Annotated in this window: 28 protein-coding genes and 1 pseudogene; 16 read left to right on the plus strand and 13 right to left on the minus strand. The window is 69.7% G+C overall.

Annotated elements, in window-relative coordinates:
* The first annotated feature begins 48 nt into the window (after positions 1–48).
* A complete protein-coding gene (locus AB0I04_RS22200; protein ID WP_360887232.1) occupies positions 49–294 on the plus strand; it encodes a hypothetical protein in 246 nt (81 codons plus the stop codon).
* Positions 295–328: 34 nt separating this feature from the next.
* Here AB0I04_RS22200 and AB0I04_RS22205 read toward each other — a convergent pair whose 3' ends face one another.
* Complete coding sequence (locus AB0I04_RS22205) at positions 329–1276, minus strand: zinc-binding alcohol dehydrogenase family protein (protein WP_360887235.1); 948 nt, start codon at positions 1274–1276, stop codon at positions 329–331.
* Between the two features lie 109 nt (positions 1277–1385).
* On the opposite strand from AB0I04_RS22205, the gene AB0I04_RS22210 reads away from it, so the two are divergent.
* Entirely contained in the window at positions 1386–1850 is a 465-nt protein-coding gene (locus tag AB0I04_RS22210) for a MarR family transcriptional regulator (RefSeq protein WP_360887238.1), read from the plus strand.
* Between the two features lie 22 nt (positions 1851–1872).
* Here the strand turns inward: AB0I04_RS22210 and AB0I04_RS22215 are convergent, their stop codons facing one another.
* Complete coding sequence (locus AB0I04_RS22215) at positions 1873–3033, minus strand: pyridoxal phosphate-dependent aminotransferase (protein WP_360887241.1); 1161 nt, start codon at positions 3031–3033, stop codon at positions 1873–1875.
* 51 nt (positions 3034–3084) lie between these two features.
* Between AB0I04_RS22215 and AB0I04_RS22220 the strand changes: the two genes are divergently transcribed.
* Positions 3085–3630: a helix-turn-helix domain-containing protein gene (locus AB0I04_RS22220; protein WP_360887244.1), complete on the plus strand. Its 546-nt coding sequence runs from the start codon at positions 3085–3087 to the stop codon at positions 3628–3630.
* Positions 3631–3742: 112 nt separating this feature from the next.
* On the plus strand, positions 3743–4339 hold the full coding sequence (locus AB0I04_RS22225) for a hypothetical protein (protein ID WP_360887247.1): 597 nt from the start codon (positions 3743–3745) through the stop codon (positions 4337–4339).
* On the opposite strand, the gene AB0I04_RS22230 is transcribed toward AB0I04_RS22225, so the two are convergent.
* A complete protein-coding gene (locus AB0I04_RS22230; RefSeq protein WP_360887250.1) occupies positions 4318–4704 on the minus strand; it encodes a RidA family protein in 387 nt (128 codons plus the stop codon). The genes AB0I04_RS22225 and AB0I04_RS22230 overlap by 22 nt on opposite strands.
* Before the next feature lie 73 nt (positions 4705–4777).
* Between AB0I04_RS22230 and AB0I04_RS22235 the strand changes: the two genes are divergently transcribed.
* Positions 4778–5686, plus strand: a complete 909-nt coding sequence (locus AB0I04_RS22235; RefSeq protein WP_360887253.1) for a LysR family transcriptional regulator — start codon at positions 4778–4780, stop codon at positions 5684–5686.
* Between the two features lie 7 nt (positions 5687–5693).
* On the opposite strand, the gene AB0I04_RS22240 is transcribed toward AB0I04_RS22235, so the two are convergent.
* Positions 5694–6356 (minus strand): hypothetical protein, encoded by a 663-nt coding sequence (locus tag AB0I04_RS22240; protein WP_360887256.1) that lies wholly within the window; start codon positions 6354–6356, stop codon positions 5694–5696.
* Here AB0I04_RS22240 and AB0I04_RS22245 point away from each other — a divergent pair.
* Together AB0I04_RS22245 and AB0I04_RS22250 are read left to right on the plus strand one after the other, a co-directional pair.
* The gene (locus AB0I04_RS22245; protein WP_360887260.1) at positions 6334–7872 is read left to right on the plus strand and encodes an FAD-dependent oxidoreductase; all 1539 of its coding nucleotides are present in this window, start codon (positions 6334–6336) and stop codon (positions 7870–7872) included. The genes AB0I04_RS22240 and AB0I04_RS22245 overlap by 23 nt on opposite strands.
* Positions 7869–8252 carry a hypothetical protein gene (locus AB0I04_RS22250; RefSeq protein ID WP_360887263.1) on the plus strand — a complete coding sequence of 128 codons (384 nt, stop codon included), beginning with the start codon at positions 7869–7871 and terminating at the stop codon, positions 8250–8252. Before AB0I04_RS22245 ends, AB0I04_RS22250 begins: the two co-directional genes overlap by 4 nt.
* Here AB0I04_RS22250 and AB0I04_RS22255 read toward each other — a convergent pair.
* The 3 genes from AB0I04_RS22255 to AB0I04_RS22265 are packed head-to-tail and all read right to left on the minus strand — an operon-like array spanning position 8247 to position 9927.
* Complete coding sequence (locus AB0I04_RS22255) at positions 8247–8711, minus strand: nuclear transport factor 2 family protein (protein WP_360887266.1); 465 nt, start codon at positions 8709–8711, stop codon at positions 8247–8249. The genes AB0I04_RS22250 and AB0I04_RS22255 overlap by 6 nt on opposite strands.
* Complete coding sequence (locus tag AB0I04_RS22260) at positions 8711–9142, minus strand: nuclear transport factor 2 family protein (protein ID WP_360887269.1); 432 nt, start codon at positions 9140–9142, stop codon at positions 8711–8713. The genes AB0I04_RS22255 and AB0I04_RS22260 overlap by 1 nt, the downstream gene beginning before the upstream one ends.
* A 44-nt stretch (positions 9143–9186) precedes the next feature.
* Positions 9187–9927, minus strand: coding sequence for an HD domain-containing protein (locus AB0I04_RS22265; RefSeq protein WP_360887271.1), 741 nt, complete (start codon positions 9925–9927; stop codon positions 9187–9189).
* 98 nt (positions 9928–10025) lie between these two features.
* Between AB0I04_RS22265 and AB0I04_RS22270 the strand changes: the two genes are divergently transcribed.
* Positions 10026–10634: a TetR/AcrR family transcriptional regulator gene (locus tag AB0I04_RS22270; protein WP_360887273.1), complete on the plus strand. Its 609-nt coding sequence runs from the start codon at positions 10026–10028 to the stop codon at positions 10632–10634.
* Between the two features lie 11 nt (positions 10635–10645).
* Here AB0I04_RS22270 and AB0I04_RS22275 read toward each other — a convergent pair whose 3' ends face one another.
* Entirely contained in the window at positions 10646–11065 is a 420-nt protein-coding gene (locus AB0I04_RS22275; protein WP_360887276.1) for an ATP-binding protein, read from the minus strand.
* Between the two features lie 116 nt (positions 11066–11181).
* Here AB0I04_RS22275 and AB0I04_RS22280 point away from each other — a divergent pair, with 116 nt between their 5' ends.
* Genes AB0I04_RS22280 through AB0I04_RS22290 form a run of 3 tightly spaced genes read left to right on the plus strand, consistent with a single transcriptional unit; the run spans position 11182 to position 12304 of the window.
* Positions 11182–12009 (plus strand): helix-turn-helix transcriptional regulator, encoded by an 828-nt coding sequence (locus AB0I04_RS22280; protein ID WP_360887279.1) that lies wholly within the window; start codon positions 11182–11184, stop codon positions 12007–12009.
* A complete protein-coding gene (locus tag AB0I04_RS22285) occupies positions 12006–12143 on the plus strand; it encodes a DUF397 domain-containing protein (RefSeq protein ID WP_360887282.1) in 138 nt (45 codons plus the stop codon). The genes AB0I04_RS22280 and AB0I04_RS22285 overlap by 4 nt, the downstream gene beginning before the upstream one ends.
* Positions 12140–12304, plus strand: a complete 165-nt coding sequence (locus AB0I04_RS22290) for a DUF397 domain-containing protein (RefSeq protein WP_360887285.1) — start codon at positions 12140–12142, stop codon at positions 12302–12304. Before AB0I04_RS22285 ends, AB0I04_RS22290 begins: the two co-directional genes overlap by 4 nt.
* Here AB0I04_RS22290 and AB0I04_RS22295 read toward each other — a convergent pair.
* Complete coding sequence (locus AB0I04_RS22295; RefSeq protein WP_360887288.1) at positions 12247–12816, minus strand: TetR family transcriptional regulator; 570 nt, start codon at positions 12814–12816, stop codon at positions 12247–12249. The two genes, AB0I04_RS22290 and AB0I04_RS22295, sit on opposite strands and share 58 nt — an antisense overlap.
* A 90-nt stretch (positions 12817–12906) precedes the next feature.
* Between AB0I04_RS22295 and AB0I04_RS22300 the strand changes: the two genes are divergently transcribed.
* Positions 12907–13308 (plus strand): nuclear transport factor 2 family protein, encoded by a 402-nt coding sequence (locus tag AB0I04_RS22300; protein WP_360887291.1) that lies wholly within the window; start codon positions 12907–12909, stop codon positions 13306–13308.
* Positions 13309–13312: 4 nt separating this feature from the next.
* Here AB0I04_RS22300 and AB0I04_RS22305 read toward each other — a convergent pair whose 3' ends face one another.
* Together AB0I04_RS22305 and AB0I04_RS22310 are read right to left on the minus strand one after the other, a co-directional pair.
* Positions 13313–13783 (minus strand): acyl-CoA thioesterase, encoded by a 471-nt coding sequence (locus AB0I04_RS22305; protein ID WP_360887294.1) that lies wholly within the window; start codon positions 13781–13783, stop codon positions 13313–13315.
* Entirely contained in the window at positions 13761–14105 is a 345-nt protein-coding gene (locus AB0I04_RS22310; protein ID WP_360887297.1) for a hypothetical protein, read from the minus strand. The genes AB0I04_RS22305 and AB0I04_RS22310 overlap by 23 nt, the downstream gene beginning before the upstream one ends.
* 76 nt (positions 14106–14181) lie before the next feature.
* On the opposite strand from AB0I04_RS22310, the pseudogene AB0I04_RS22315 reads away from it, so the two are divergent.
* The 3 genes and pseudogenes from AB0I04_RS22315 to AB0I04_RS22325 all read left to right on the plus strand — a co-directional run.
* Positions 14182–14382, plus strand: a pseudogene (locus AB0I04_RS22315) (hypothetical protein); the annotation flags it as partial.
* A gap of 59 nt (positions 14383–14441) precedes the next feature.
* A complete protein-coding gene (locus AB0I04_RS22320; RefSeq protein ID WP_360887300.1) occupies positions 14442–15446 on the plus strand; it encodes a methionine synthase in 1005 nt (334 codons plus the stop codon).
* A 73-nt stretch (positions 15447–15519) separates the two neighbouring features.
* Positions 15520–16269, plus strand: a complete 750-nt coding sequence (locus AB0I04_RS22325; RefSeq protein ID WP_360887303.1) for a hypothetical protein — start codon at positions 15520–15522, stop codon at positions 16267–16269.
* An 8-nt stretch (positions 16270–16277) separates the two neighbouring features.
* Here AB0I04_RS22325 and AB0I04_RS22330 read toward each other — a convergent pair whose 3' ends face one another.
* Together AB0I04_RS22330 and AB0I04_RS22335 are read right to left on the minus strand one after the other, a co-directional pair.
* Positions 16278–16679 (minus strand): PPOX class F420-dependent oxidoreductase, encoded by a 402-nt coding sequence (locus tag AB0I04_RS22330; protein WP_360887446.1) that lies wholly within the window; start codon positions 16677–16679, stop codon positions 16278–16280.
* A gap of 56 nt (positions 16680–16735) precedes the next feature.
* Positions 16736–17254 carry a GNAT family N-acetyltransferase gene (locus AB0I04_RS22335; RefSeq protein ID WP_360887306.1) on the minus strand — a complete coding sequence of 173 codons (519 nt, stop codon included), beginning with the start codon at positions 17252–17254 and terminating at the stop codon, positions 16736–16738.
* Positions 17255–17441: 187 nt separating this feature from the next.
* Between AB0I04_RS22335 and AB0I04_RS22340 the strand changes: the two genes are divergently transcribed.
* Positions 17442–20768, plus strand: a complete 3327-nt coding sequence (locus tag AB0I04_RS22340; RefSeq protein WP_360887309.1) for an NACHT domain-containing protein — start codon at positions 17442–17444, stop codon at positions 20766–20768.
* The last annotated feature ends 586 nt before the right edge of the window (positions 20769–21354 follow it).

Below are 21354 nucleotides of genomic sequence, written 5' to 3' on the forward strand. Positions count from 1 at the left end.
AAGCCTGCGATCTCGTGGTCGACGGCCACGAGGGGCCGGGTGGCCATCATGCGCAAGAATCAGGCCACGATCCGGCCGCGTCGCGTGGTCGTGGAATCGAGCGGTGATCGCCGAGCAATCGCCCACCGCGCCCTCGACGAGGATCTGAGCCTCAGGGACGCCGCACTGAGATCCGGGGTCGGCCGCGAGCTGTACGAACGCGTCGTCGTCCGCGAGAAGCTCACCCGGCCCGGCGTCGCCGACGCCGACGGACGAACGGCCTCGAGCGGCCACGCGCGGCACGACCGCACGTGAGAAGCCCCTGGCCGTTCGCCGCGGCCGGTTGTGATCAACCGATGCGGAGGATGCTCTTCCCACGGGTCTCGCCGTCGGCGAGCCGCTGGATGGCGGTTTCGAGGTCGGCCGGTTCGTATTCGGCGGTGATGTCGATGTGGACCTGGCCGTCGGCGACGAGCCGGAGTGCCTGGCGGGCGCTGTCGGCGAGGCGGTCGGGGTTGGTCTGGCTGAGCAGGTTGCTGTTGTAGGTCAGCAGGGACTTGCCCTGCATGAGCAGGTCGTTGACGGAGACCTGGACGGGTTCGAAGGTGGCGATGTTCCCGTAGGCGACCAGCCGGCCGTGGGGGGCGAGCCGTTCCAGGTTGGCGTGGCGGGTGGAGCCGCCGATGGGGTCGAGGATCACGTCGAACTGCTCGTCGCCCAGGGCGTCGGGGAACCGATCGCGCGTCAGGACCTGGTCGTAGCCGAATCCGGCGGCGTAGTCGGCTTGGTCACCGTTGCCGACCACACCGGTGATCGTGGCTGCTCCGGCGTTCTTGGCGAACTGCACGGCCAGGGTGCCCACGCCGCCCGCGGCAGCGTGGATCAGCACGCTCTCGCCGGGCCGTACCCGGGTGACGGTGTTGATGAGGTCGTACGCGGTGGGGGTGATCCACCCGAAGCCCGCGGCGACGCGCGGATCCACGCCGGTCGCGTCCAAGGTGAGGGCGGCGGAGGCGATGACCACGCCGGCGTAGGCACCGGCGCTGGTCAGCGCGGTGACCTGCCGGCCGACGCGGGCCGGGTCGACGCCGTCGCCTACCGCGATGATGTGCCCAGCGGCCTCGAAACCGGGGACGAACGGGCGTGGCACGGGGAAGTGGCCGCTTCGGACCAGCACGTCGCCGTACTGGATTCCGGCGTAGGCGACCGCGATGGCGACCTCCCCGGGGCCGGGGACCGGCTCCTCGAGGTCGGTGAGGCGGAACTGGTCGTCGGTGTCGAGAATGACGCCCTTCATGATGACAACCTCCTGAGTTGACTCAGTATGCTGATACCGATGCCGCTGAAAGTAGTGAGTATCAGCATGCTGAGTCAACTCAGCCAGCTGTGAAAGTTTGGGTGATGTGATGACCGAGGTCCCGGTCGAGGAGTATCTGTGCACCCGGATCCGGCGTGCCGAGCAGACGCTGATGGGGCACCACGAGGCGGTGCTGCGCGGCTATGGGCTCACCATGACGCAGTACACGGTGCTGCTGACGCTCTCGCGTGAGGGCGGCATGTCCGGTGCCCAACTGGCCCGTGCCTGCGGCGTCACCCAGCAGACCATGGCCACCGTGCTCACCGGTCTGCAGAACAAGGGCCTCGTCGTCCGCGAGCCGTCCCCGGTGCACGCCAAGGTCATGATCGCCGCACCGACCGAGCAAGGGCAGCGGTTGCTGGACCGGGCCTACCAGGAGGTGATCGTGCTGGAGCGTGCGCTCACCGACGCGTTCACCCCTGCCGAGCACGCGTCCTTCTGTGAGCTCCTGGACCGCGCGACCGCCATCCTGGCCCGGCAGACCCCGCAGCCCGAGTCCCGGCCCACCGCCTGAGCCGGGTCAGGCGGCGTGGCGGTCACCCGATCGCCTGGCGGAAGCGCTCGCCGAGACCGGTGAGGCGCTCGACCGGCTCGTTGGCGAACACCAGGCGCAGGTGGCGGCCTCCGCTCGGGCCCCAGCCGTCCATCGGGGTGGCAGCGACCTTCGCGCGGTCGAACAGGCGCTTGGACAGCTCCGCCGGGGTCAGGCCGAGCGGGCCGGTGTCGATGAGCAGTGACCAGCCGCCGTGCGGCGGGACGACCGGGTACGCGGCGAGCTCCCGCAGCACCGTGTCGCAGCGCCGCCGCCACTCGGCCGTGGCGGCGGCCACGTCGGCGTCCGCGTCGGGCGCGTCCAGCGCGGCGGCCACGGCGTCCTGCGCGAGGCCGACCTGGCACACCACGTTGGTCAGACCGACCAGCCGGACGTCGGCGAGGATGTCGGCCGGGCCGACGACCCAGCCGACGCGCCAGCCGATCATCCGCAGCTCCTTCGAGGCCGAACCCACGGTGATCGTCCGATCGGACAGCCCGTCGTGGGACGCCGGATGGCTCGGACGCCGGCCGTCGAACCGGATGCGTTCCATCGCCGCGTCGTAGATCAGCCATGCGTCGTGCCGCTCGCACGCGTCGGCGAGGGCCGCCCAGTGCCGGTCGTCGAGCACGAGGCCGGTCGGCATGGCCGGGCCCATCATGAGGACCGCCGCGGTACGGGGGCCGACGGCGGCGGCGAGCCGCTCGGGGTCCACGGTCCAGCCCTCCGCCGTCGCCTCCGTCGGCACGAAGCGCGGCACCCCGCCCGCGAGCCGGACCCGGTTCACCAGGCCGGCGTAGATCGGGTCGCACAGGACGACCTCCTGGCCCGGCTCCACCGTGGCGAGCAGCGTGTTGAGGACGCCGTTGAGACCTCCGGCCACGCTCACGCACTCGGTGCCGGCGTCGTACGAACGCCCGGCGATCCGGCCGACGTGCGCCGCGGCCGCCTCCCGGAGCGAACGGCGCCCCTGAAACGGCAGGTAGCTGTTGGCCGCGTCGTCGTCGACGGCCGACCGGGTCGCGGCGAGCGCGACGGCCGGCGGCCGGAGGTCGGTGTCGAGGTTCTCCAGCCGCAGGAAGCCGGGGTCGCCGACGGCGTCGGCGGCGTCGCCGACCACGTCGACTCCGATCCCGGGAATGTCGCGCAGGCGGGTCACGGTCATGGTGCCCTCGATTCGCTATGCCGGTATGGATGTACCACTATGCTGATACGCATGGATGTTGGGCAAGTCGTCGGCGGCAACCTTCGGAGGCTGCGCACCGCGGCCGGCGTCTCGCTGGCCGACCTCGCGGCGGCGGGCGGGATCAGCAAGACCACCCTCCATGGCATCGAGCTGGGGCAGGCCAACCCCACCCTGAGCACGCTGTGGGCCCTCGCCACGGCGCTGAAGGTCCCGCTCGGCGAGCTGCTGGAGGCACCCGCCTCGGCCGTGGAGGTCGTACGGTCGACGGACGACCGGCCCCGCGTCGAAGGCGACGCGGTCGCCGCCCGCCTCCTCCACCGCATCCGGATCCGCGGCACCGTCGAGGTGTACGACATCGAGGTGGCGGCCACGGCGCAGCACTCGGACGCCCACCTGTCCGGCGTCGAGGAGTGCGTCGTCGTCACCGACGGGCGCGTGACCACCGGACCGGCGGACGCCGCGACGGACCTGGACGCGGGCGACTCCATCCGCTTCGACGCGGCGCGGCCCCACGTCTATGAGGGGCACGGCCCCCGCAACCGTGCCCTCCTCCTAATGCTGCATCCCGAACCCTGACCCGTACGTGCCTCCTGTGGGCGATCCGGCTCCCTCCGGTGGGGGAGGCGCGAGGACGTGCCTGTTCGTGATCTTGGGTGGATACGCAGGCACGGCCCACGGGAGGACGGATATGGACAGGCGCGGCGATCGGGGAAGCGGAGGGCTCGGGACGGTTCGCCGGATCACGGCGCGGCTGCACGGCCGGACCGTGCCCGGGGTCCCCCGGTGGGCGGTGTGGGCCGCGTACGCGACGACCCTGACCGTGCTCCCCTCCTGCGTCTGGCGGATCGCGGCGCTCAACTTCGACGTCCCGCTGCTGGAACGTGCCGCGGAACCCGCCGCGGGCCACGGCCCCGTGGTGTTCACCGGCCTCTGGTACGTCGTGGCGCTCAGCGTCGTCAGCGAAGCGCTGGCCTACCTCGCCTTCGGGTTGGTCAGCGAGTGGGGTGAGGTGGTGCCACGCTGGATTCCCGGCATCGGCGGCCGACGGGTGCCGACCCTCGCCGCCGTCATCCCGGCGGGCCTCGGCTCCGCCGCGCTGCTCATCTTTCCGTACGCGCTGGTCATGCTGGGTCTCGGCCGGATGATCGACGGCACTCACCGCACCGGCCTCGTCGTGCACGGATGGCAGGCCGTCGTCTTCGCCGTGACGTACGCGCCACTGGCCGCCTGGGGACCCCTGCTCGGCCTGCTGACCGTGCACTACTACCGGCGGCGCCGCGCGTAGACCTCGATTTCGATCTTCATGCGCGGGTCGGCGAGGCCGCACATCATCATCGTGGCGGCCGGCCGGACCTCGCCGAAGCAGCGGCGCAGCACCGGCCAGCAGGGCTCGAAGTCCGCGCGGTCCGGCAGCAGGTACCGCACGCGCACCACGTCGCCGAAGTCGCACTTCGCCTCGGCCAGCGCGGCCTCGATGTTGCGCAGGCACTGCTCGGCCTGCTCGACGACGTCGTCGGAGATCGTCATGGTCGCGTAGTCGAACCCCGTCGTACCGGACACGTGAAGCCAGTCGCCGTCGACCACGGCCCGGGCATAACCGATCCGCTCCTCGAAGGTGGAACCGCTCAGGATCGCGCGTCGCTCTGTCATGCGCCGAACCGTAGGCTGAGCAGCAGTGATATGTCTAATACGCAATATCTCATCAAGTGATATCTCTTAACGTATGGAGCGTCCCGAGCTTCCCCTCCAGCAGCTGTACGCGTTCGCCGTGCTCGCCGAAGAACTCCATTTCGGGCACGCGGCCGAACGGCTGGGCATCGCGCAGCCCCCGCTCAGCCAGCAGATCCGCCGCCTGGAGGACAAGATCGGCCATCCGCTGTTCGATCGCGGGCCGGGCCGCGTCACGCTCACTCCGGCGGGGCAGGCTCTCCTGCCCTCGGCCCGGCAGGCGATCGCGGAACTGGCGGATGGCCTGGCGGCGGCCCGCGCCACCGGCAGCGGCGAGGTGGGGCGGATCCGGCTCGGCTTCGCCGCCTCGCTGGCGTTGACCGTCCTACCGCAGCTGCTGCGCACCCATCGGGAGCGCTTCCCCGGCGTCCGGATGGACATCCGTGAGATGACCACGGCACCGCAGATCGACGCTCTGCGAGAGGGCACGATCGACGTCGGCCTCCTGCGGGAGCCGCCGGACGACGAACCGGCACTGCGCTTCCGGACCGTCCTGACCGAGCGGTTCGTGGCGGTCCTGCCGGCCGCGCATCCTCTGGCCGCCCGGCGTTCCGTTCGCCTCCCCGACCTGGTGGAATCGCCGTTCGTGCTGCTGCCGCGTGCGACCGGCCCCGGGCTGCACGACCAGATCATCGGCCTGTGCCGGGCGGCGGGCTTCACACCCCGGGTGGTGCAGCGCGCGGTGGAGTGGCAGACCGTCTGCGCCCTGGCCGGCGCGGGCCTCGGCGTCTCTGTGGCCCCCGCGAGCATTCGCCGGATCCGCCTGGGCGGCGTCGCCTACCGCCGGCTCGAGCCGGCCACGGCCCGTACGAGGGTCGCCGTCGCATGGCGTGCGGACGACGGCGACCCTCTCGTCGAACGATTGCTGGAGACCGTCGGCGAAGCCGCGGCGGCCCGGCCATAGTGTGGGTTCAGGGACCGATGAGGTGGCGAACCCCGTCTTCGGCGATCGCGTGGATCGAGGACGCCACGTTGGTGATGTCGGGCAATTCCCACTGGACGCAGATCTCGGCGAGAGCGTTGCGTGCGCCGTGGCGTCGTCGCATCTCCTCGTACGGGTAGCGCTCGACCGTCATGAATGTGTCCGGTCCGCGGCGTGGAGCGTTCGGGTAGAGCGCACTGCCGGAGTTGAACGCACACAGCGTGACCGACGCGCTGTACCGCTCCATCAGCGAGCGGGTGTCGATCGTGACGAGTTCGCGGGCCTGGTCGCGGTGTCCGCGTGCGCGGAGATGGTTTTCGAGTCGCTGCTCGGTGGCCCAGAAGAACACGCGGGAGTTCAGGATGCGGCACCAGTCGGTGACGCCACAGCCGTCCAGGCAGCGATCGAGGATGTGCGGGCGCAGCGGCTTGTTGTCGCGGATGACGGCCGTCCCGTGATCGGGGTGGTCGATCGTCACCGATGACGGTCGGGGGCGCGTCTCGATCTGCTCTCGGGTCCGGGCGTCGATCTCGAACAGGTCGAGCAGCGCGCTCGTGCTCAACAGCCCGTGCCGCTGGATGAACGGCCACGCGCCGGCCTCGGTGACGTGATACGCGACGGGAAAGCGCGTGACGAACTCCTCGAGATCCACCTCAGCGCCCTCCCCGCCCGTACGGCCACGTCACACGGTTCATGCGCTCATACTCGACGTCGTCGGAAGACATTTTGTAATTATTGCAAGATCCTGTAGTGAGGGCTACCGTGCGAGTTGTTGTAATCATTGCAAGAACTTGGCGGAGGGCAGGATGAGGACCGAGGTAGTGGTCGTCGGGGCCGGGCTGTCGGGTCTGACGTGCGCGTTGCGTCTGCGGCAGGCCGGCACGGACGTCGTCGTCCTGGAGGCGCGCGATCGGGTGGGCGGCCGAATCCTGAACGCGGAGATCGTGCCCGGCAAGGTCGTGGAGATGGGCGGCCAGTGGGCGGGACCGGAGCACCACGAGATTCGCCGGCTCGCCGCCGAGTTCGGCGTCGATACGTTTCCCACGCACATCGACGGGCGTCATCTGTTCGCTCGGCACGGGCGGGTCACCCGCTACTCCGGCGAGATCCCGCACCGCGTACTGCTCGGCCTGCTCGACTTCCGGGTGGCGCAGGCCCGCCTCGAACGGCTGTCCCGACGTATCGAGCTCGAGGCCCCCGCCACGGCCGCGTGGGCGCGCCGGGCCGACACGATGACGGTGCAGAGCTGGATGGACCGGCACATGCACACCCGGCCGGGCCGCGACTTGATGCGGTTGTCGATCAAGGCGGTGCTGGCGGCCGAACCCGCCGAGCTCTCGTTGCTGCACTGGCTGTTCTACATCGCGACCGGCGGCGGGCTCAGTTCACTGATCCGCACCGACGGCGGCTACCAGCAGGACCGCTTCGTCGGCGGCTCGCATGAGATAGCCGCACGCGTCGCCGCCTCGCTGGGCGAGCGCGTCCGCCTCGGCACGCCGGTGCGTGCGATCACGCAGGACGAAGGCGGCGTGCGGGTGCGGACGGACACCGATTCGATCGATGCGGCGGCGGTGGTCGTCGCGGTGCCCCCGGCCTTGACCACGGCCATCGAGTTCCGCCCGGCCCTGCCCGCGGCGCACATCCAGTTGGCCCAGCGCATGGCCGGTGGCACCGTCATCAAGTTCACCGCCGTCTACCCCGCGCCGTTCTGGCGGGAGCACCGACTGTCCGGCCACGCGACGACGACCGACGCGCCGATCAGCATGACCTTCGACAACTCACCGCCGGATGGCAGTCCTGGCGCCCTCGTCGCCTTCTCCCTCGCCGAGGACGCACGCGTTCTCGCATCTCTTACGCCCGAGCAGCGCCGCTGCGCCGTCCTGGATCGGCTGGCCGCGCTGTTCGGGCCGGAGGCCGCGGAGCCCACGCAGTTCCACGAGATGACGTGGGTGAGCGAGCAATGGACACGCGGCTGCTACGCCGGCTACTTCGGACCCGGTGGGTGGACCGCGGTCGGGCACGCGCTGCGTGCCCCCGTCGGCCGCCTGTTCTGGGCCGGCGCCGAGACGGCCATCATCGCGAACGGATCGATGGACGGCGCGGTATCGGCCGGCGAACGCGCCGCTCGGGAGGTCCTGGCGCGTGCGGGTGCGGCGGTGACCACATGACGGAGCGCGGTTGGCGTACGGCCCTGCTCGTCTTCGGCGTGTCCTTCGTCGCCCAGGCGGCCTGGGCCACCATCGACGCGAGCTCGTTCGCGGGCACGATCGCGGACTTCGGGCCGCGCAACGACCATCTCGTCCACGACTACGCCGCATGCTCGGCGACGTTCGGGGCCGGGATGCTGGTCGCCGTCGAACGTCGGCGCTGGCGTACGCCGACCCTCACCCTCGCCGCGTTGTGGAACGGGTTCCACACCGTGTCGCACGTCGTGGACATCTGCGCGGCTCGTCCGGCGGTGCTCGGCCCGCTCGAGGCCGGCGCGTTGGTGATCGTCAGCGCGGCACTGGCCATTCTGGCGCGGCTGAGCAGTTCGAAGACCTCATGACCGACCGACAAATCTACGGCGACCGGCCAGCGGCTCAAGGCCGGATCGCCACCAGGGCAGCCACATGGACGGCTGTCGCAGTACCAGTTGTGCGAAGGAAAGCGGGTCGAAGAAAGCGTCGCGCCGGCGAACTTTTCCGGAATCCGTGATCCATATCTTGTCGACGGCAGGGACCTGCGCCGGTACGCGTCCGACGGTGGCGCTCAGCCGGTGCTCGATGAACAGGATGTCCGCGTCGCCGGTCCAGCTCAGCACGTCACTGCGGAGATCGGGCAGGAGCGCGAGGAGTCGTCCGGCCTCCTCCTGCCATTGATGTCGTCCTTTGATGGGTGGCAGCAGCGGTTGGTTGAGCTCGATGTCCTCGGCGAGAAGGTCATCCCAGGCATGGGGCTCGGGACTGTCCCAGCTTGCGGCGAAACCCGCGACGACCTTCTCGTGGACGCTGTGCCAGTCGGCCATTACAGCGCCCCGAGTTGTTGCATCGCGGCGGCGATGTCGAGGTAGGTCTCCTTGCGGTGTACCAGCCTTCCGGCCATGCTGATCACGTCGACTCCGCTGAACCGGATCGGTTTCCCGGTCGGCTGGACGACGAGCCCGTCGAGCGGAAGCGGTACGGCCAGCGTCGCGGTGATCGAGCACTGGTGCACGAAGAAGCCGTCTCCGACACTGAGCCTGTCCGTGGCGAAATGAATGTCCGGCCAGAATGCCAGCAGCCCCGCGAAGACCTCACGGACTTCAGTGTGCCCGGCGACCTCGGATGAGCCGAGTAGATGCAGGCGGAACACGGTATCCGGAGTATGCATCGCCATGATTTCGTCCAAGGCATGGGAATTCCACGCCTGGCCGTAGTCGTCGACGATTTGCGAAAGGTCGTTATCGATGACGGTCATGAACTCCTCCTAGGGAAACCGAGCAGTCCGTATCGGCTCCACGCTCAACGGATACGGTCCAGTGGGTTGAGCGATACCGGCAGGCGCATGCCCGAACGCCAGAGCACTCCCGCGCGTGAACGAGGGCGTTCGGTGGCTTCACGCCGCATCAACTCCACGAAGGCAGAGGCAAAGCCGCTTCGCGGGTGCCGGTCGAGGACCGCCCGGATCGCATCGGGTGAGAGCCGACGCGCTCGGGTGCCGACGACGTCGAGGTGCGCGGCGTCGTGCAGTAGCCGGGCTTCCGGGCCTGACCCCGCAGGCATCCGGATGTTCATGTGCAAGGTGATCGCCTCGGCCGCGGCTTCGGCGAAGGACTCCGGCGCACCGTGGGAGACCAGCGCGGCCAGTGCCACCTCGCCGCCGTGCACCGCGAAGCATTGGGCTTGACCGGGCCGGTAGGGGTCCATGAGCGCCAGATCGTGGAGCAGGCAGGAGACGTAGAGCAGTTCCTCGTCGTAGCCGACACCATCGAGCCCGGCCAGTAGATCGGCCCACAACCAGCAGCGCAGACAGTGGCCGAGCAGAGGTGCGGAGTACGTGGCCTCCGCCAACGCCAGGACCCTGCGAGCGAGCGCGCTGTCCGGTGGTTCACGCTCCACGACGACGGTGGCGGCCTTCGTCCGACTGCCGAGTAGCTCGGCGAGCTGCCCGAGAAGGGCGTCTCGAGCGAGTCGGATCATGTCGGGAAACCCGAGCGCACCCCTGGTGGCGATCGCCCACTCGCGTGTCCCCACTGGTGCCATCGCTCAACCTCCCGGCACTTCCTGCAATCGTTGCAAGAGATCCGGCGATACAGTAACAGCCGAAACAGGTAGTTGCAATCATTGCAAGAAGGGGTGGTATGGACCCGCGGAGACAGCGGACCGCCGAAGCCCTGCTGCGCGCCGCTGAGGAGATCTTCAGCACGCGCGGCGTGGAAGAGGTGACCGTCGAGGAGATCGCCCAACAGGCCGGGGTGGCCGTCGGCTCGATCTACAACCATTTCGGATCGAAGTCGGGTCTGCACGCGGCGGTCATCGAGCAGGCGCTCGATGTCGATCGCGACTACATGGACCGCGCCTACAAGAGAGAGCGCACACCTGCCGAGCAGCTGTACGCCGCCGCAGACGAATACCTAGAGTTCTATCTGGCCCATCCGGAGTACTTCCGGATGCTGGCCTTCCCCGGCGAGCCGGGACAGTACGCGGCCGGGCGCGAGGTCGCCGAACGCCTGGCCCGCTCGGTCGACGGGCAGAACCGGCGGATGGTCGAGGCCCTTCGCCGTGGGATGGACGCAGGCGTGATACGAGCCATCGATCCGGCGGAGGCGGCCACCGTGCTGTGGGCGGCCTGGAACGGAGTGATCAGCCTCGGCTGGCGGCCCGACAGCCTGCGACGTACCAACCCCGAACTTCGCAAGCTGCTGCATACCGCCACCGACATCGTCGCCAACGGGCTCCTGGCCCGCTGACGGCCTCGTCGTCATCGGGCGGCAGTCGTCGCGAAGCGAGCCCATACGACCTTGCCGCCGTCGGCGGCAGGGTGGTGTCCCCAGGCGGCGGACAGTGCGGCGACGATGAACAGGCCGCGCCCGGTCTCGGCGACGAAGTCGGGTTGCCGAAGTTGCGGCCGGCCGGGTGCGTCGTCCCAGACCTGGAGTTCCAGGGCGTCCGCGTTCCACCGCCACTCGATGAGGGCGTGGATCGCGCCCGCCCCGGCACGTAGCGAGTTCGTCACCAGCTCCGTGACGACCGTCTGCAGATCGTCGGTGAGGGCGGCCAGGTCCCAGCAGGCCAGCACCTTGGCCGACCATTCCCGTGCCTCGCCCGCAGCGGTCGGTCCCGTGGGCAACTGCCGGAAAGCGAAGATCCGTTCCTCTTCGGGGGATACCCGGTCGGTCATGGCGTCGCCCGTCTTCCTCAGAGATCGCGCGCGTTGCGTGGTCGTTCTGTAACAATGACCTCACTCTGAGTAATGCGGAAGATTCAAGCAGACTTCTGAACCCCCCGGAGGCAGCGATGACCGCCGCCGAGAACCTCGACCCCGACGAGTCCCTGTGGAACGCCATCGCCTTTCACCTGCGCTACGAGCGCCAGAAGCGCGGTATGTCGCAGACCGAGGTAGGGGCCGTCATCGGCGTCAACAAACATGGGGTTTCGAACGCCGAAGCCGGCCGCAACAAGCTCACCCGCATCCAGGCCGACCGCCTCGACAAGGCCTGGGACACCGGCGGCCTCTTCGTACGACTCCGCCGCTTCGCCCGCCTCAGCCACAACCCCGACTGGCCAGCATTGGTCGACCGATATCAACGCGAAGCGGACCAGCTCAAGCTCTCTCACAACAACTATGTCCCGATCCCATTTCAGACGGAGGACTATGCACGAGGACTGCTTTCCGCAGGTCATGCCGCCGGGCTGGTCGCCGACGTCGAGTCCGCCGTCGCACGACGCATGGCCCACCAGGCGGCGATCCTTGACCGTCGCCCTCGACCGCCGCTGATCTGGGCGCTTGTCGACGAGGCCGCTCTACGGCCGATGGGCGACGCGGCCGTCATGAAGGCGCAGTTCGAGCACCTCATGGAGTGCAGCAGGCTGCCTCATGTATCGCTCCGGGTCATTCCGCTTTCAGCGGCTCCACACCTTGGCATCGACGGCTGGTTCTGGTTCTTCGAACTGCCCGGGCGGCGCCTGGCCGCATTCGTGGGCACGACCTTGGACGTCGGGCGGGTCATTGACGAACAGGCGGAGGCGGCAAGCGTCTGTGTCCGATTCGACCGGATCGCCGCGCAGGCGTTGAATGAACAGCAGACCCGTGACCTTCTGGCGAGAATGGCTGGGCACTCATGACGGTATGGCGTAAGAGCAGTTACACGACCGGCGGTGGCGGGACCACCGACTGCGTCGAGGTGGCGCAGATCTTCGGCGTAGGCAATGTGTCAGAGCCGAGTGAGCTCGTGGCGAGGACGGCCCAGAACTCATGACGTCATGGCGTAAGAGCAGCTACAGCGGAGGCGTGGGTGGGACCACCGAGTGCGTCGAGGTTGCGAAGACTTCCGGCGTCGGCGGTACGCCAGACGCGGTCGGTCAGTCGTCGGCTTTGGTGAGTGAGCGGATCGAGGGGCGCAGGATCTCGACGATCTGATCCGGGTCGGCGTCGGCGAGGGGGTCGAGCTTGATCAGATGCCGGCCGAGAACGACGCCGATGAGTACGGCGCTGATCAGCCCCGCGCGCAGGTCGGCCTGGTCGTCCGGGATGGCTTCGCTGATCTGATCCCGTTGGATGCGGGACGCCTCCCGAGCTTCGTGTGCCGCCTCGGGATGGGTGAGCATCGACCGGAGCACGGCCAGCGACTCGACGGGTTCGTCGGCCAGCGAACCTCGGAGCACGTCGAGTAGTTGTTCGGCGATCTGTTCCGGCGTGCCGCCGGGCAGGGACGGGGGCCCGCCCTCGGTCGCCCGTGCGAAGAGCTCTTCCTTGCTGCGGAAGTAGTGCATGACCAGGCCGGGGTCCACGTCGGCGGCCGTCGCCACCGCGCGGATGGTGGTCCGGTCGTAGCCGGATTCGGCGAACAACCGGCGGGCCTGGCCCAGGATTCGGGCTTCGGTGTTGCGCCGCTGCTCGGCCCGGGACGGCCGTGCCGAGGGATCACTCACGCGGCTCATTGTACGAGTGTTGACCGATCCGTCATCTCGTTCTACAGTCGTTGAATCAGTCATTGAACGAACGTTGAACGGGAGGCCGGAATGGAAGGTCCGCTGGAGGTTCTCGAACGGCGGCGGCGTCTGCTGGTCGCGGGGGACATGGACGCGTTCGCCGATCTCTTCGCGGCGGACGGCGTGATCGAGATGCCGTTCGCTCTCGAGGGAGTTCCCGCTCGGCTCGAAGGCCGGGAGGCGATCCGGGAGTTCTCGGCGCACGCCGGCCGGATGCCGCTCGAGATCACCGACCTGCGCACGGTGCAGATCCACCGCACCTCGGACCCGGAGGTGGTGATCCTCGAACTCGTGTCCGTCGTGCGAGCGACGACGACGGGGGAGACGTTCGAGGTGCCGTGCATCCAGGTGTTCCGGATCCGCGACGGCCGGATCGTGCTGTTCCGCGACTACGTCGGAGTCGGCTCCGTCCCGGACCTCACGGCCGCCTGACCTCTCAGGCGGGCCGGGCCGAGTCGGAGGGGGTGGGGCGGAGGCCGAGGAGTTCGGGCCTGGTCGCGCGGGCCCGCCACTCGTCGGCGGGATCGGCGATCAGCCGGCGGGCTCGGAGGTCGAGCAGCCCGCTCACGTGATCGACCTCGGCGGCCACGGTGCCGTCCAGGTGCCTCATGAGGTGCCGGACGCGGTAGGTCTTGCCGTCGCCCCACTCCCAATCACAGGACACGTCGACCTGGTCTCCGGCGCGGAGTTCATGGCGATACCGGATGACCGTCTCCAGGTTGACGGGTCCGAACCCGTCGGCCAGGAGCTCGTCGACGGAGACCCCGGCGGCCCGTACGCACTGGAAACGGGCATGGTCGCCGTACTGCACGTAGAAGCCTCCGTTGAGGTGCAGTTGCGGGTCCACCTCGGAGATGCGGACCTCCAGCCGGAGGCTGAACGGCTCAATGCCGGCCGTCGGTGTCATCGGAGGGCTCCTGTTCTACCGGCCACTGCAGTGAACGTTCGGTCAGGTAGCGGCGGCCGTCCTCGCGGACCTCGAGCCAGTCGCCCCGGACCCAGCCGCCCGCCGCCTGAGGAGAGAAGCCGTGCTTGCGGAAGAGCGCACTCGCCTCGGCTCTCGTCAGGCCCCGCGTCCCCCATTCGGCGATGAGGGAGCGGTGACGACTCTCCGGAGGGGCCTCCGCCGGGTCGGCCGAGATCGCATCGGCCAGTGCCGCGAGACCGGCACTGATCTGGCGTAGTGCCGCGGCCACCTGATCGGTTCGCCACGACGATGACGGCTCCATGCGAATAGCCTAGCAATCGGTACCGATCGCTGACCTATGAGGCAGCCCCTTCCGGCGTCGAGCGGGATACGTCCTTGACCTTCGAGCACCGCAGCCCGAGCCCGTACGCCGCTGGTTCGACGCCTCTTCCCGAACACGGCTCATCGGGCCTTCCTACGACCCGGCCGATGACGCGGCGTACCACATGTCGGGTCGGTCGCTACGGGCCTGGTTCGACGTCATCATCCATACCGAGGACGTCACTCTCACTCGATTCCTCCAGCCGCTGCCCGCCTGACATTCGCGGCGACCGCCGTCGTGGGGGCACGACTCCTGGAAGGCCATAGGCTTTTTGCCGTGCCTGATCTTCCGTGGACCATCGGAACCGCCACCGGTGTCGGTTCCCATCCCGGGGACGATCCCGCCGAGGCGCTGCGCGTCGTCCTCGGCGAGCTCCCCGACCTGCCCTATCTCCCGGAGCTGCCGGACCGGGGGCCCGGCGCGGACATGGTCGGACGCACCGCCGGACTGCTCGCCGAGCTCGCCGTCGCGCTGCAGCCCTCCGGGTGGAGGTTCGCCGACCGGCCGGGCCGGGACGTGTCCCGAGCCCGGAGCATGCTCGCCCGGGACCTCGACACGCTCGAGGAGCAGGCGGGGGAGTTCGAGGGACCGTTCAAGATCCAGGTCACCGGTCCCTGGACGATGGCCGCATCGATCGAGCTCAAGCACGGCGACCGCGCGCTCCGCGACGCGGGGGCCGTACGCGACCTGATCGCGTCACTGGCCGAGGGCGTCGCCGCGCACGTCCGAGACGTACGCCGACGGCTGCCGCGCGCGACGATCCTGCTGCAGCTCGACGAGCCCGGCCTGCCGGGCGTCCTGGCCGGGACCGTGCCGACCGCGAGCGGCTTCTCCCGCCTCCCCGCCGTCGAGGCCCCGCTGGCCGAGGACGGTCTGCGGCGGGTGATCGAGGCCACGGACGCCTTCCTGCTCGTGCACTGCTGCGCTCCGCGCGCCCCGTACGGTCTGCTGCGGGCGGCCGGAGCGAAGGCGATCTCGGTCGACGCCGCACTGCTGCGCGGTGCGGACGAGGACGCCATCGGCGAGGCCGTCGAGGCGGGTGTTGGGTTCCTGCTCGGCATCGTCCCCGGCACCGACACCCGCCTGCCGGCGCCGAAGCAGTCGCTGACCCGCGTCCAGGAGCTGTGGCGGCGTCTCGGTTTCTCCCCGAAGGTCCTCGCCGAGGGCGTGGTCGTCACGCCGTCCTGCGGCCTGGCCGGCGCCGGCCCACGCTACGTACGCACCGCGCTGAAGCACTGCCGCGAGGCGGCGCAGGTCCTGGCCGAGACCGCCGAGGACTGATCAGAACCCGCCGGCTCGTCCGAGCCGGCGAGGGCTCGGCCGGATCACATCACAATAGAAAGAGGCGGCTGCGATGGCGCGGGCGCGAGCGGAACGGCATGCCCAGGGCGGGTCTGCCGCCAGGCGGAAGAAGAGCGGCTCCGCCGCCGGGCGGCAGAAGAGCCGGCCCGCCACCGGCCGGAAGAAGAGCGGCGCCACCGGGCGGAAGAGCAGGCCCGCCGGCGGGCGGAGGAGGCGCAGCCCCCGCACCAGGAGCAGGCGCGGCGCGGCGGGATCTCCGCTCGGCGTCCTGCTCACCGCGGTCGGAGTCCTCGCCGCGATCGGCGTCCTCGGTCTCGCGGGGTGGCTGCTGACCTTTCCACTCGACGACGCCCGCTATTCGTCCGGGCTGTCCGGGACGCCGGGGACCTTCACCGCCGCGCGGTGTCACACAGCCGGGAGCGGCGCGTCCGGCTGTACCGGGACGTTCGTGCCGGCGAAGGGCGGATCCGCCGACCGGAACGCTCATATCCGCGACTCTCGGATCCTTGTCGGCAGGCCCGCCTCACTGCGCCGCAGGCCCGATGGCGGCTATGTCCAGCCCGGTCCGGCGAAGGCGGGGAAGGACCTCGCGACCGCCTTCGGGATCGTCGGCCTCGCCGCGTTCCTCCTCGTGTTGCTCTGTGCGGCGCCGAAGCGGGTCTCGGCCGGCGGCTGGAAACGGCTGCGAAAGAATCCCCCGCCCTGGGGGACGCTGCTGATCATCCTCGTCCCGCTGTTCGGAGCCTCCCTGGTCCTGGCCGGACTGTGCCTCCTCGTGGGCTTCCTGCTCTCACACGTCTGAAGCACCGGTCACTCGGCGACGGTGCCCACCACCCGGTGTGGGGTGATGCGGATGACGACGCGGATGACCTCTGGCGGGAGCTCGATGTACTCCTCGCCGGCGCCGGACCCTTCGTAGTTCTCGGCGAGTTCGACCGCCAGGCGCCTGCCGGCGTCCTCGGTGATCGTGGCGGTGCCGCGTACCTCGACGTATCGCTGAAAGTCGTTCTGGTCGATGACGGTCAGGCTGGCGCGGGGGTCGCGGCGCAGATTGGTCTCCTTACGCCGACCGGCGGCCGTGGAGATGAGCAGGTCATCGCCGTCCCGGCCGACCCAGACCACCGAGGTCTGCGGGCTGCCGTCGGGGTTGATGGTCCCCAGGATCGCCGGATTCGGGTCGTCGATGAGCTCGCGCACCGTCTCGTTCAGCATCGTCACGGAGCCAACCGTACGGCCGTCCGCGCCCGGCGCGGCACCGAGAACCGTTGTCAACGCCCGAGACGCCGACGCCATCGGATCTCGCCTTCCTGCTGTCCGCCGGTGGGGGTGAGCCCGGCGGCGGTGGCGACGGCGGCGGACGCCCGGTGTTCGGGATGGATGTGGGCGACGACGCCGTCCACGGGTTGTTCTCCGAGCCAGGCGACGAGCCCTTGGGCCGCTTCGGTGGCGATGCCCCGTCCCTGCCAGGGGGTCCCCACCACCCAGGCGATCTCGGCGACGAGCCCGTCGCCGGTGGGGCCGATCGTCGCCTGGACCGTTCCCGTCAGGCACGCTTCTTCGCGGAGGTAGATCACCCAGTTGAGCCAGTGGACGGCGGGATCGGGAGCGCCTGCGACCATGAGCCGGTAGCGCGAGCGCAGCGCCTCCGCGGTGTCCGGGGCGCCACCGATGAACGTGTGCAGGGCCGGATCGGACAGCACGGTGACCATCTCATCGGCGTGTTCGACGAGCAGCGGCAGAAGGTCCAGCCGCCGGGTCGCGATGGCCTCGGCGCGGATGGCGTTCACGCCGCCGCGCCCGTCCGCACTGCGGAGGTCCCCGGGCCGCTGTCCAGGATGAGCGTGCGCGCCCTCTCGTTCAACATGGTCACGAAGTCAACCGTAGAGATGTCCAGGCGCAACCGGATCAGTAACGGCTGCGTCCAAGAAGTCGATTCTGTGATGGCTCGTCCAGGAGTCGGTGCTGGGGGCATTCGTGACGGGACTCGAACCGGCGGCCGCTGCCGCCGCCAAGGCGGTGGCACAGCGGGCGGGGCGCGAGTGGCTGGCATCGCGGGCGGCGAAATCCGACCGCGACAAGGACCTGACCGAGTTGATCAGGGTGTCGCTGCCGGACCGGTTCGTCCGGCGCAAGCTGGAACGCCAACTCGCGGACATCGCCGACTCCGTCGAGAAGCGTCTCTCGGCGCTCGTCGAGCAGGAGTACGGAGGCCTCGAGGAGAACGATCGCGCGGCCGTGCTGCTCGACGTCGAAGCGGCCATCGAGCGGGTGGACCTCTCCGACGACGTCATCTTCAGCGAGGACGCCGACCCCGTGAAGCTGGCCCGGCGCATACGTGGGCTGGTGCCGGCACCGGTCGGATACGGCGATGCCGCCTCCCGGCTGTACGACGTGGTGCTCGACGAATGCTGTGACTGTCTGGTGCGGATCCTGCTGGGCCTGCCGGAGTTCGCGCCGCGCGCGCTCGCGGAGACGCTGTCCCGGATGTCCGGCCTGGGGGACCAGATCTCCCTGGTCCTGGAGCGACTTCCGGCCCGTACGCTCGACGCCCCCGCGGGCACCGAGAACGACGCCGAGTTCGAGCGACGGTATCTGGAACACGTCGCCCGGAGTATGGACGCGATCGAGCTGTTCGGCCTGCGGGTGGACAATTACCGTCCGCGCGCCACGCTCAGCGTGGCCTACATCAGCCTCGCCGTGACGGCCGAGGACCGCAGCCGTGACGATCTCGAGCCGTTGAAGGTCGCGGCGCTGACCGGCGACCACGACCGCGAGCCGTCGACCATGCGGGTCGAAAAGATGCTCGCGCGCTCGTCCCGTACGCTCCTGCGCGGCCAGGCGGGCTCGGGAAAGAGCACCCTGCTGGGCTGGATCACGGTGACGGCGGCGCGCGGCGCCTTCACCGGTGACCTGTGCGACTGGAACGGGCGCGTGCCCTTCCTCATCAAACTCCGCAGCTGTGCCGAGAGCGGCCTTCCGCAACCGGAGGACTTCGTCACGGGCCCCCTCCAGGGTCTGATGCCGCCGGGATGGGTGCACCGGGTGCTCGACGCGGGACGCGGGATCATCCTGATCGACGGCGTCGACGAGGTTCCTCTCGGCAAGCGTGAGCAGGTCCGGCGCTGGCTGCGCGGGCTGCTCGACGTCTATCCGACGGCGCGGACGATCGTCACGTCCCGGCCGGCGGCGGCCGACACGCGCTGGCTCTCCGCCGAAGGCTTCCGGCCGATGATGCTGGAGCCGATGACCCCGGATGACCTGCGAGAGCTCGTACGACAATGGCACGCGGCGGTACGCCACGCGGGCAGCCTGCCCTGTGCCCCCGAGGAACTGCCCGGGTACGAGGGGACTCTGCTGGCCCGGTTGGAGAGCGGCCCGCACCTGCGGGCACTGGCCACGACCCCGTTGCTCGCCGCCATGCTGTGCGCGCTCAACCTCGACCGGGTCACTCATCTGCCACGCGACCGCATGGGCCTCTACCGGGCGGTCTTGGACATGTTGCTCGAACGCCGCGATGTCGAGCGAGGGGTCCGGAGCCATCCCGACGTCGAACTCGAACGCGACCAGAAGGAGCGGCTGCTCCAGGAGCTCGCCTGGCGGCTCACCGTCCTCGGCCGCGCCGAGATGCCGAAGGCGACGGCGCTCAGGCGCATCGGGGCCAGGGCGGCGGCGATGCCCCGGGTCAACGCCACCGCGGAGGCGATCCTCGACTTCCTGCTGCACCGCAGCGGCGTCATCCGCGAGCCGGTGCCGGGCCGGATCGACTTCGTGCACCGTACGGTCCAGGAGTACCTGGCCGCCAGGCAGGCCGCCGACGACGCCGACGTCGAGATCCTGGTGGACAAGGCCCACCTGGACCAGTGGCGGGACACCGTGGTGATGGCCGCCGGGCACGCGAACGCGCCTTCACGCGGAGAACTGCTGACCGGACTTCTCGATCGCGCCGACAGGGAGCCGAAGAACGCCCACCGCCTGCGGATGGTGGTGGCGGCCTGCCTGGAGACGGTGCCGGATCTGCCCGGGGAATGTCGCGACCGGGTGGAGGATTGCGTCTCCACGCTCATCCCCCCGAGAGACAGCGCTGACGCGCGTCGGCTGGCCACGGTGGGTGAGGAGATCCTCCAGAGGCTTCCCACGACGCTGAAGGGCATTTCGGAGCACCGGGCCGCGGCCTCGGCCGAAGCCGCCTGGTTGATCAACGGTCCGCGGGCGATGGACGTGTTGGCCCGCTATGCCACCGACCCGAGGGCCGAGATCCAGGATGAGCTGATCGCAGCCTGGGATTACTTCGAACCGCATGCGTATGCCGAGCGGGTGCTCGCCGAGGCACCGCTCCTCGACGGCTCGCTCCACATCCTGAACCCGGCCCTGCTTCCCGCGGTCCCCGCGCTGCGTCGCCTGACGGACCTCAGTGTCAATTTGCGGAGCGGCGTCGGGCTGGAGTGCCTGAGCGGTGTACCGGCGCTCAAACGGCTGGAGGCGAGCGGCGTCCGGCCGGATGGTGTGTCGGTCGTCGCGGACCATCCGGGCCTGGAAAGGGTCTTGCTCAACATCGATGGCGTTCTCTCCGACCTCGCGCCCTTCCTAGCGCTCCCGGCCCTGGCAGAGCTGATCGTCTATCCCGATCGGTTCGCTTCCGAGCTAAGGCTGCTGCAGCGGATTCCAAGGCTGCGATCACTTGGATTGGGCGGGCTGGACGACGTCGCGGATCTGTCTCCCCTGGCGCGATGCGGCGAACTGCGCGAGCTCCGATTGTTCCGATGCCGGAGGATCACGGGGATCGACGACCTTCGTCCGCTGAGCGCGCTTCACCATCTCACTCTCAGCGGCGCACGTCTCGATGAGGGCGCCGTCACACGGTTGGTGGACGCCTTCCCGGCACTCACGGGTCTCTCCCTCGACGGAGGCGAGTGGTGCGCCGGTCTCGGCGTGCTCGGGAGTCTGCCGCTCACCATGTTGTGCATCACACACGCCGACCATGTGACCTCGCTCGATGCGATCGCGTGCTTCCCCACCATGCGCGAACTGGCGCTGACCGAGGCCTCGGTGACCGACCTGGCGCCGCTCGCCGAGCTTCCGGCGCTTGACCGCCTCACACTGAGCCGCTTGCGGGTACCGGCCGATCTGGAACCGCTACGGGACCATCCCGGGCTCCGTCAGCTGCTCCTCGACGACGCCGCAGAGGACCTGGATCTGTCTCCGCTCGGTGGGATCCGTCACCTGACCGTCTGCCTCCGCGCCGGCCAGTCGGTACGCGGCCTCGACCGGTTGCACCGCACGGCCCATGTCGTGTGGTGGTGACGGACGGCGATCGGTCGACGATGGCGGCAAGCGCGGTGCGGAGGTGGTCATGGCGTGGTCTCATCGCGAACGATGGTCTCGCTCCGCTGTCGCCGTCGTACGGGCTCATCGTGGCGGCGATCGCCGCAGCGGTGCTGGGGATCGCCGCTTACCTCCTGGCGCCGGCGGCGACGGTCGTCATGTCGGCGGGGCTCCTGCTGGGGCGGCCGGTCGGCGCCGCGAAGGCGCTGGCGGCGGCGGTACGACGCCCGGTGACGCTGTCGGCGCTCGGCGGGGTCGCGGCGATCCTGACGAAGCAGCTCTGGTTCGGGGCCGGAACGTTCGTGTTCCTGCTGGTGTCCGGGCTGTGGCAGGCGCTCGCACTGCCCATCTCCACGCTGGAGGGACGGGGCGCGCGGTGGTCGATCGGCCGGGCCCGGTCCGTGTCGTATGGGCGAAGGACACGGACCGTCCTCGCGGTTCTGCTCGGCGTGGTGCTGGGGCCGATCCTCGTCGTCGCCGGCCTGCGCTGGGCGTTGTCTCCGCTGGACGGCTTCGCCCACGTGGTGATCGGTGACATCGTTCTCGGTCTCGTCGGTCTGCTCGT

This window comes from Actinoallomurus sp. NPDC050550 (assembly GCF_040655075.1).
In the GTDB taxonomy this organism is placed as follows: Bacteria; Actinomycetota; Actinomycetes; order Streptosporangiales; family Streptosporangiaceae; genus Actinoallomurus.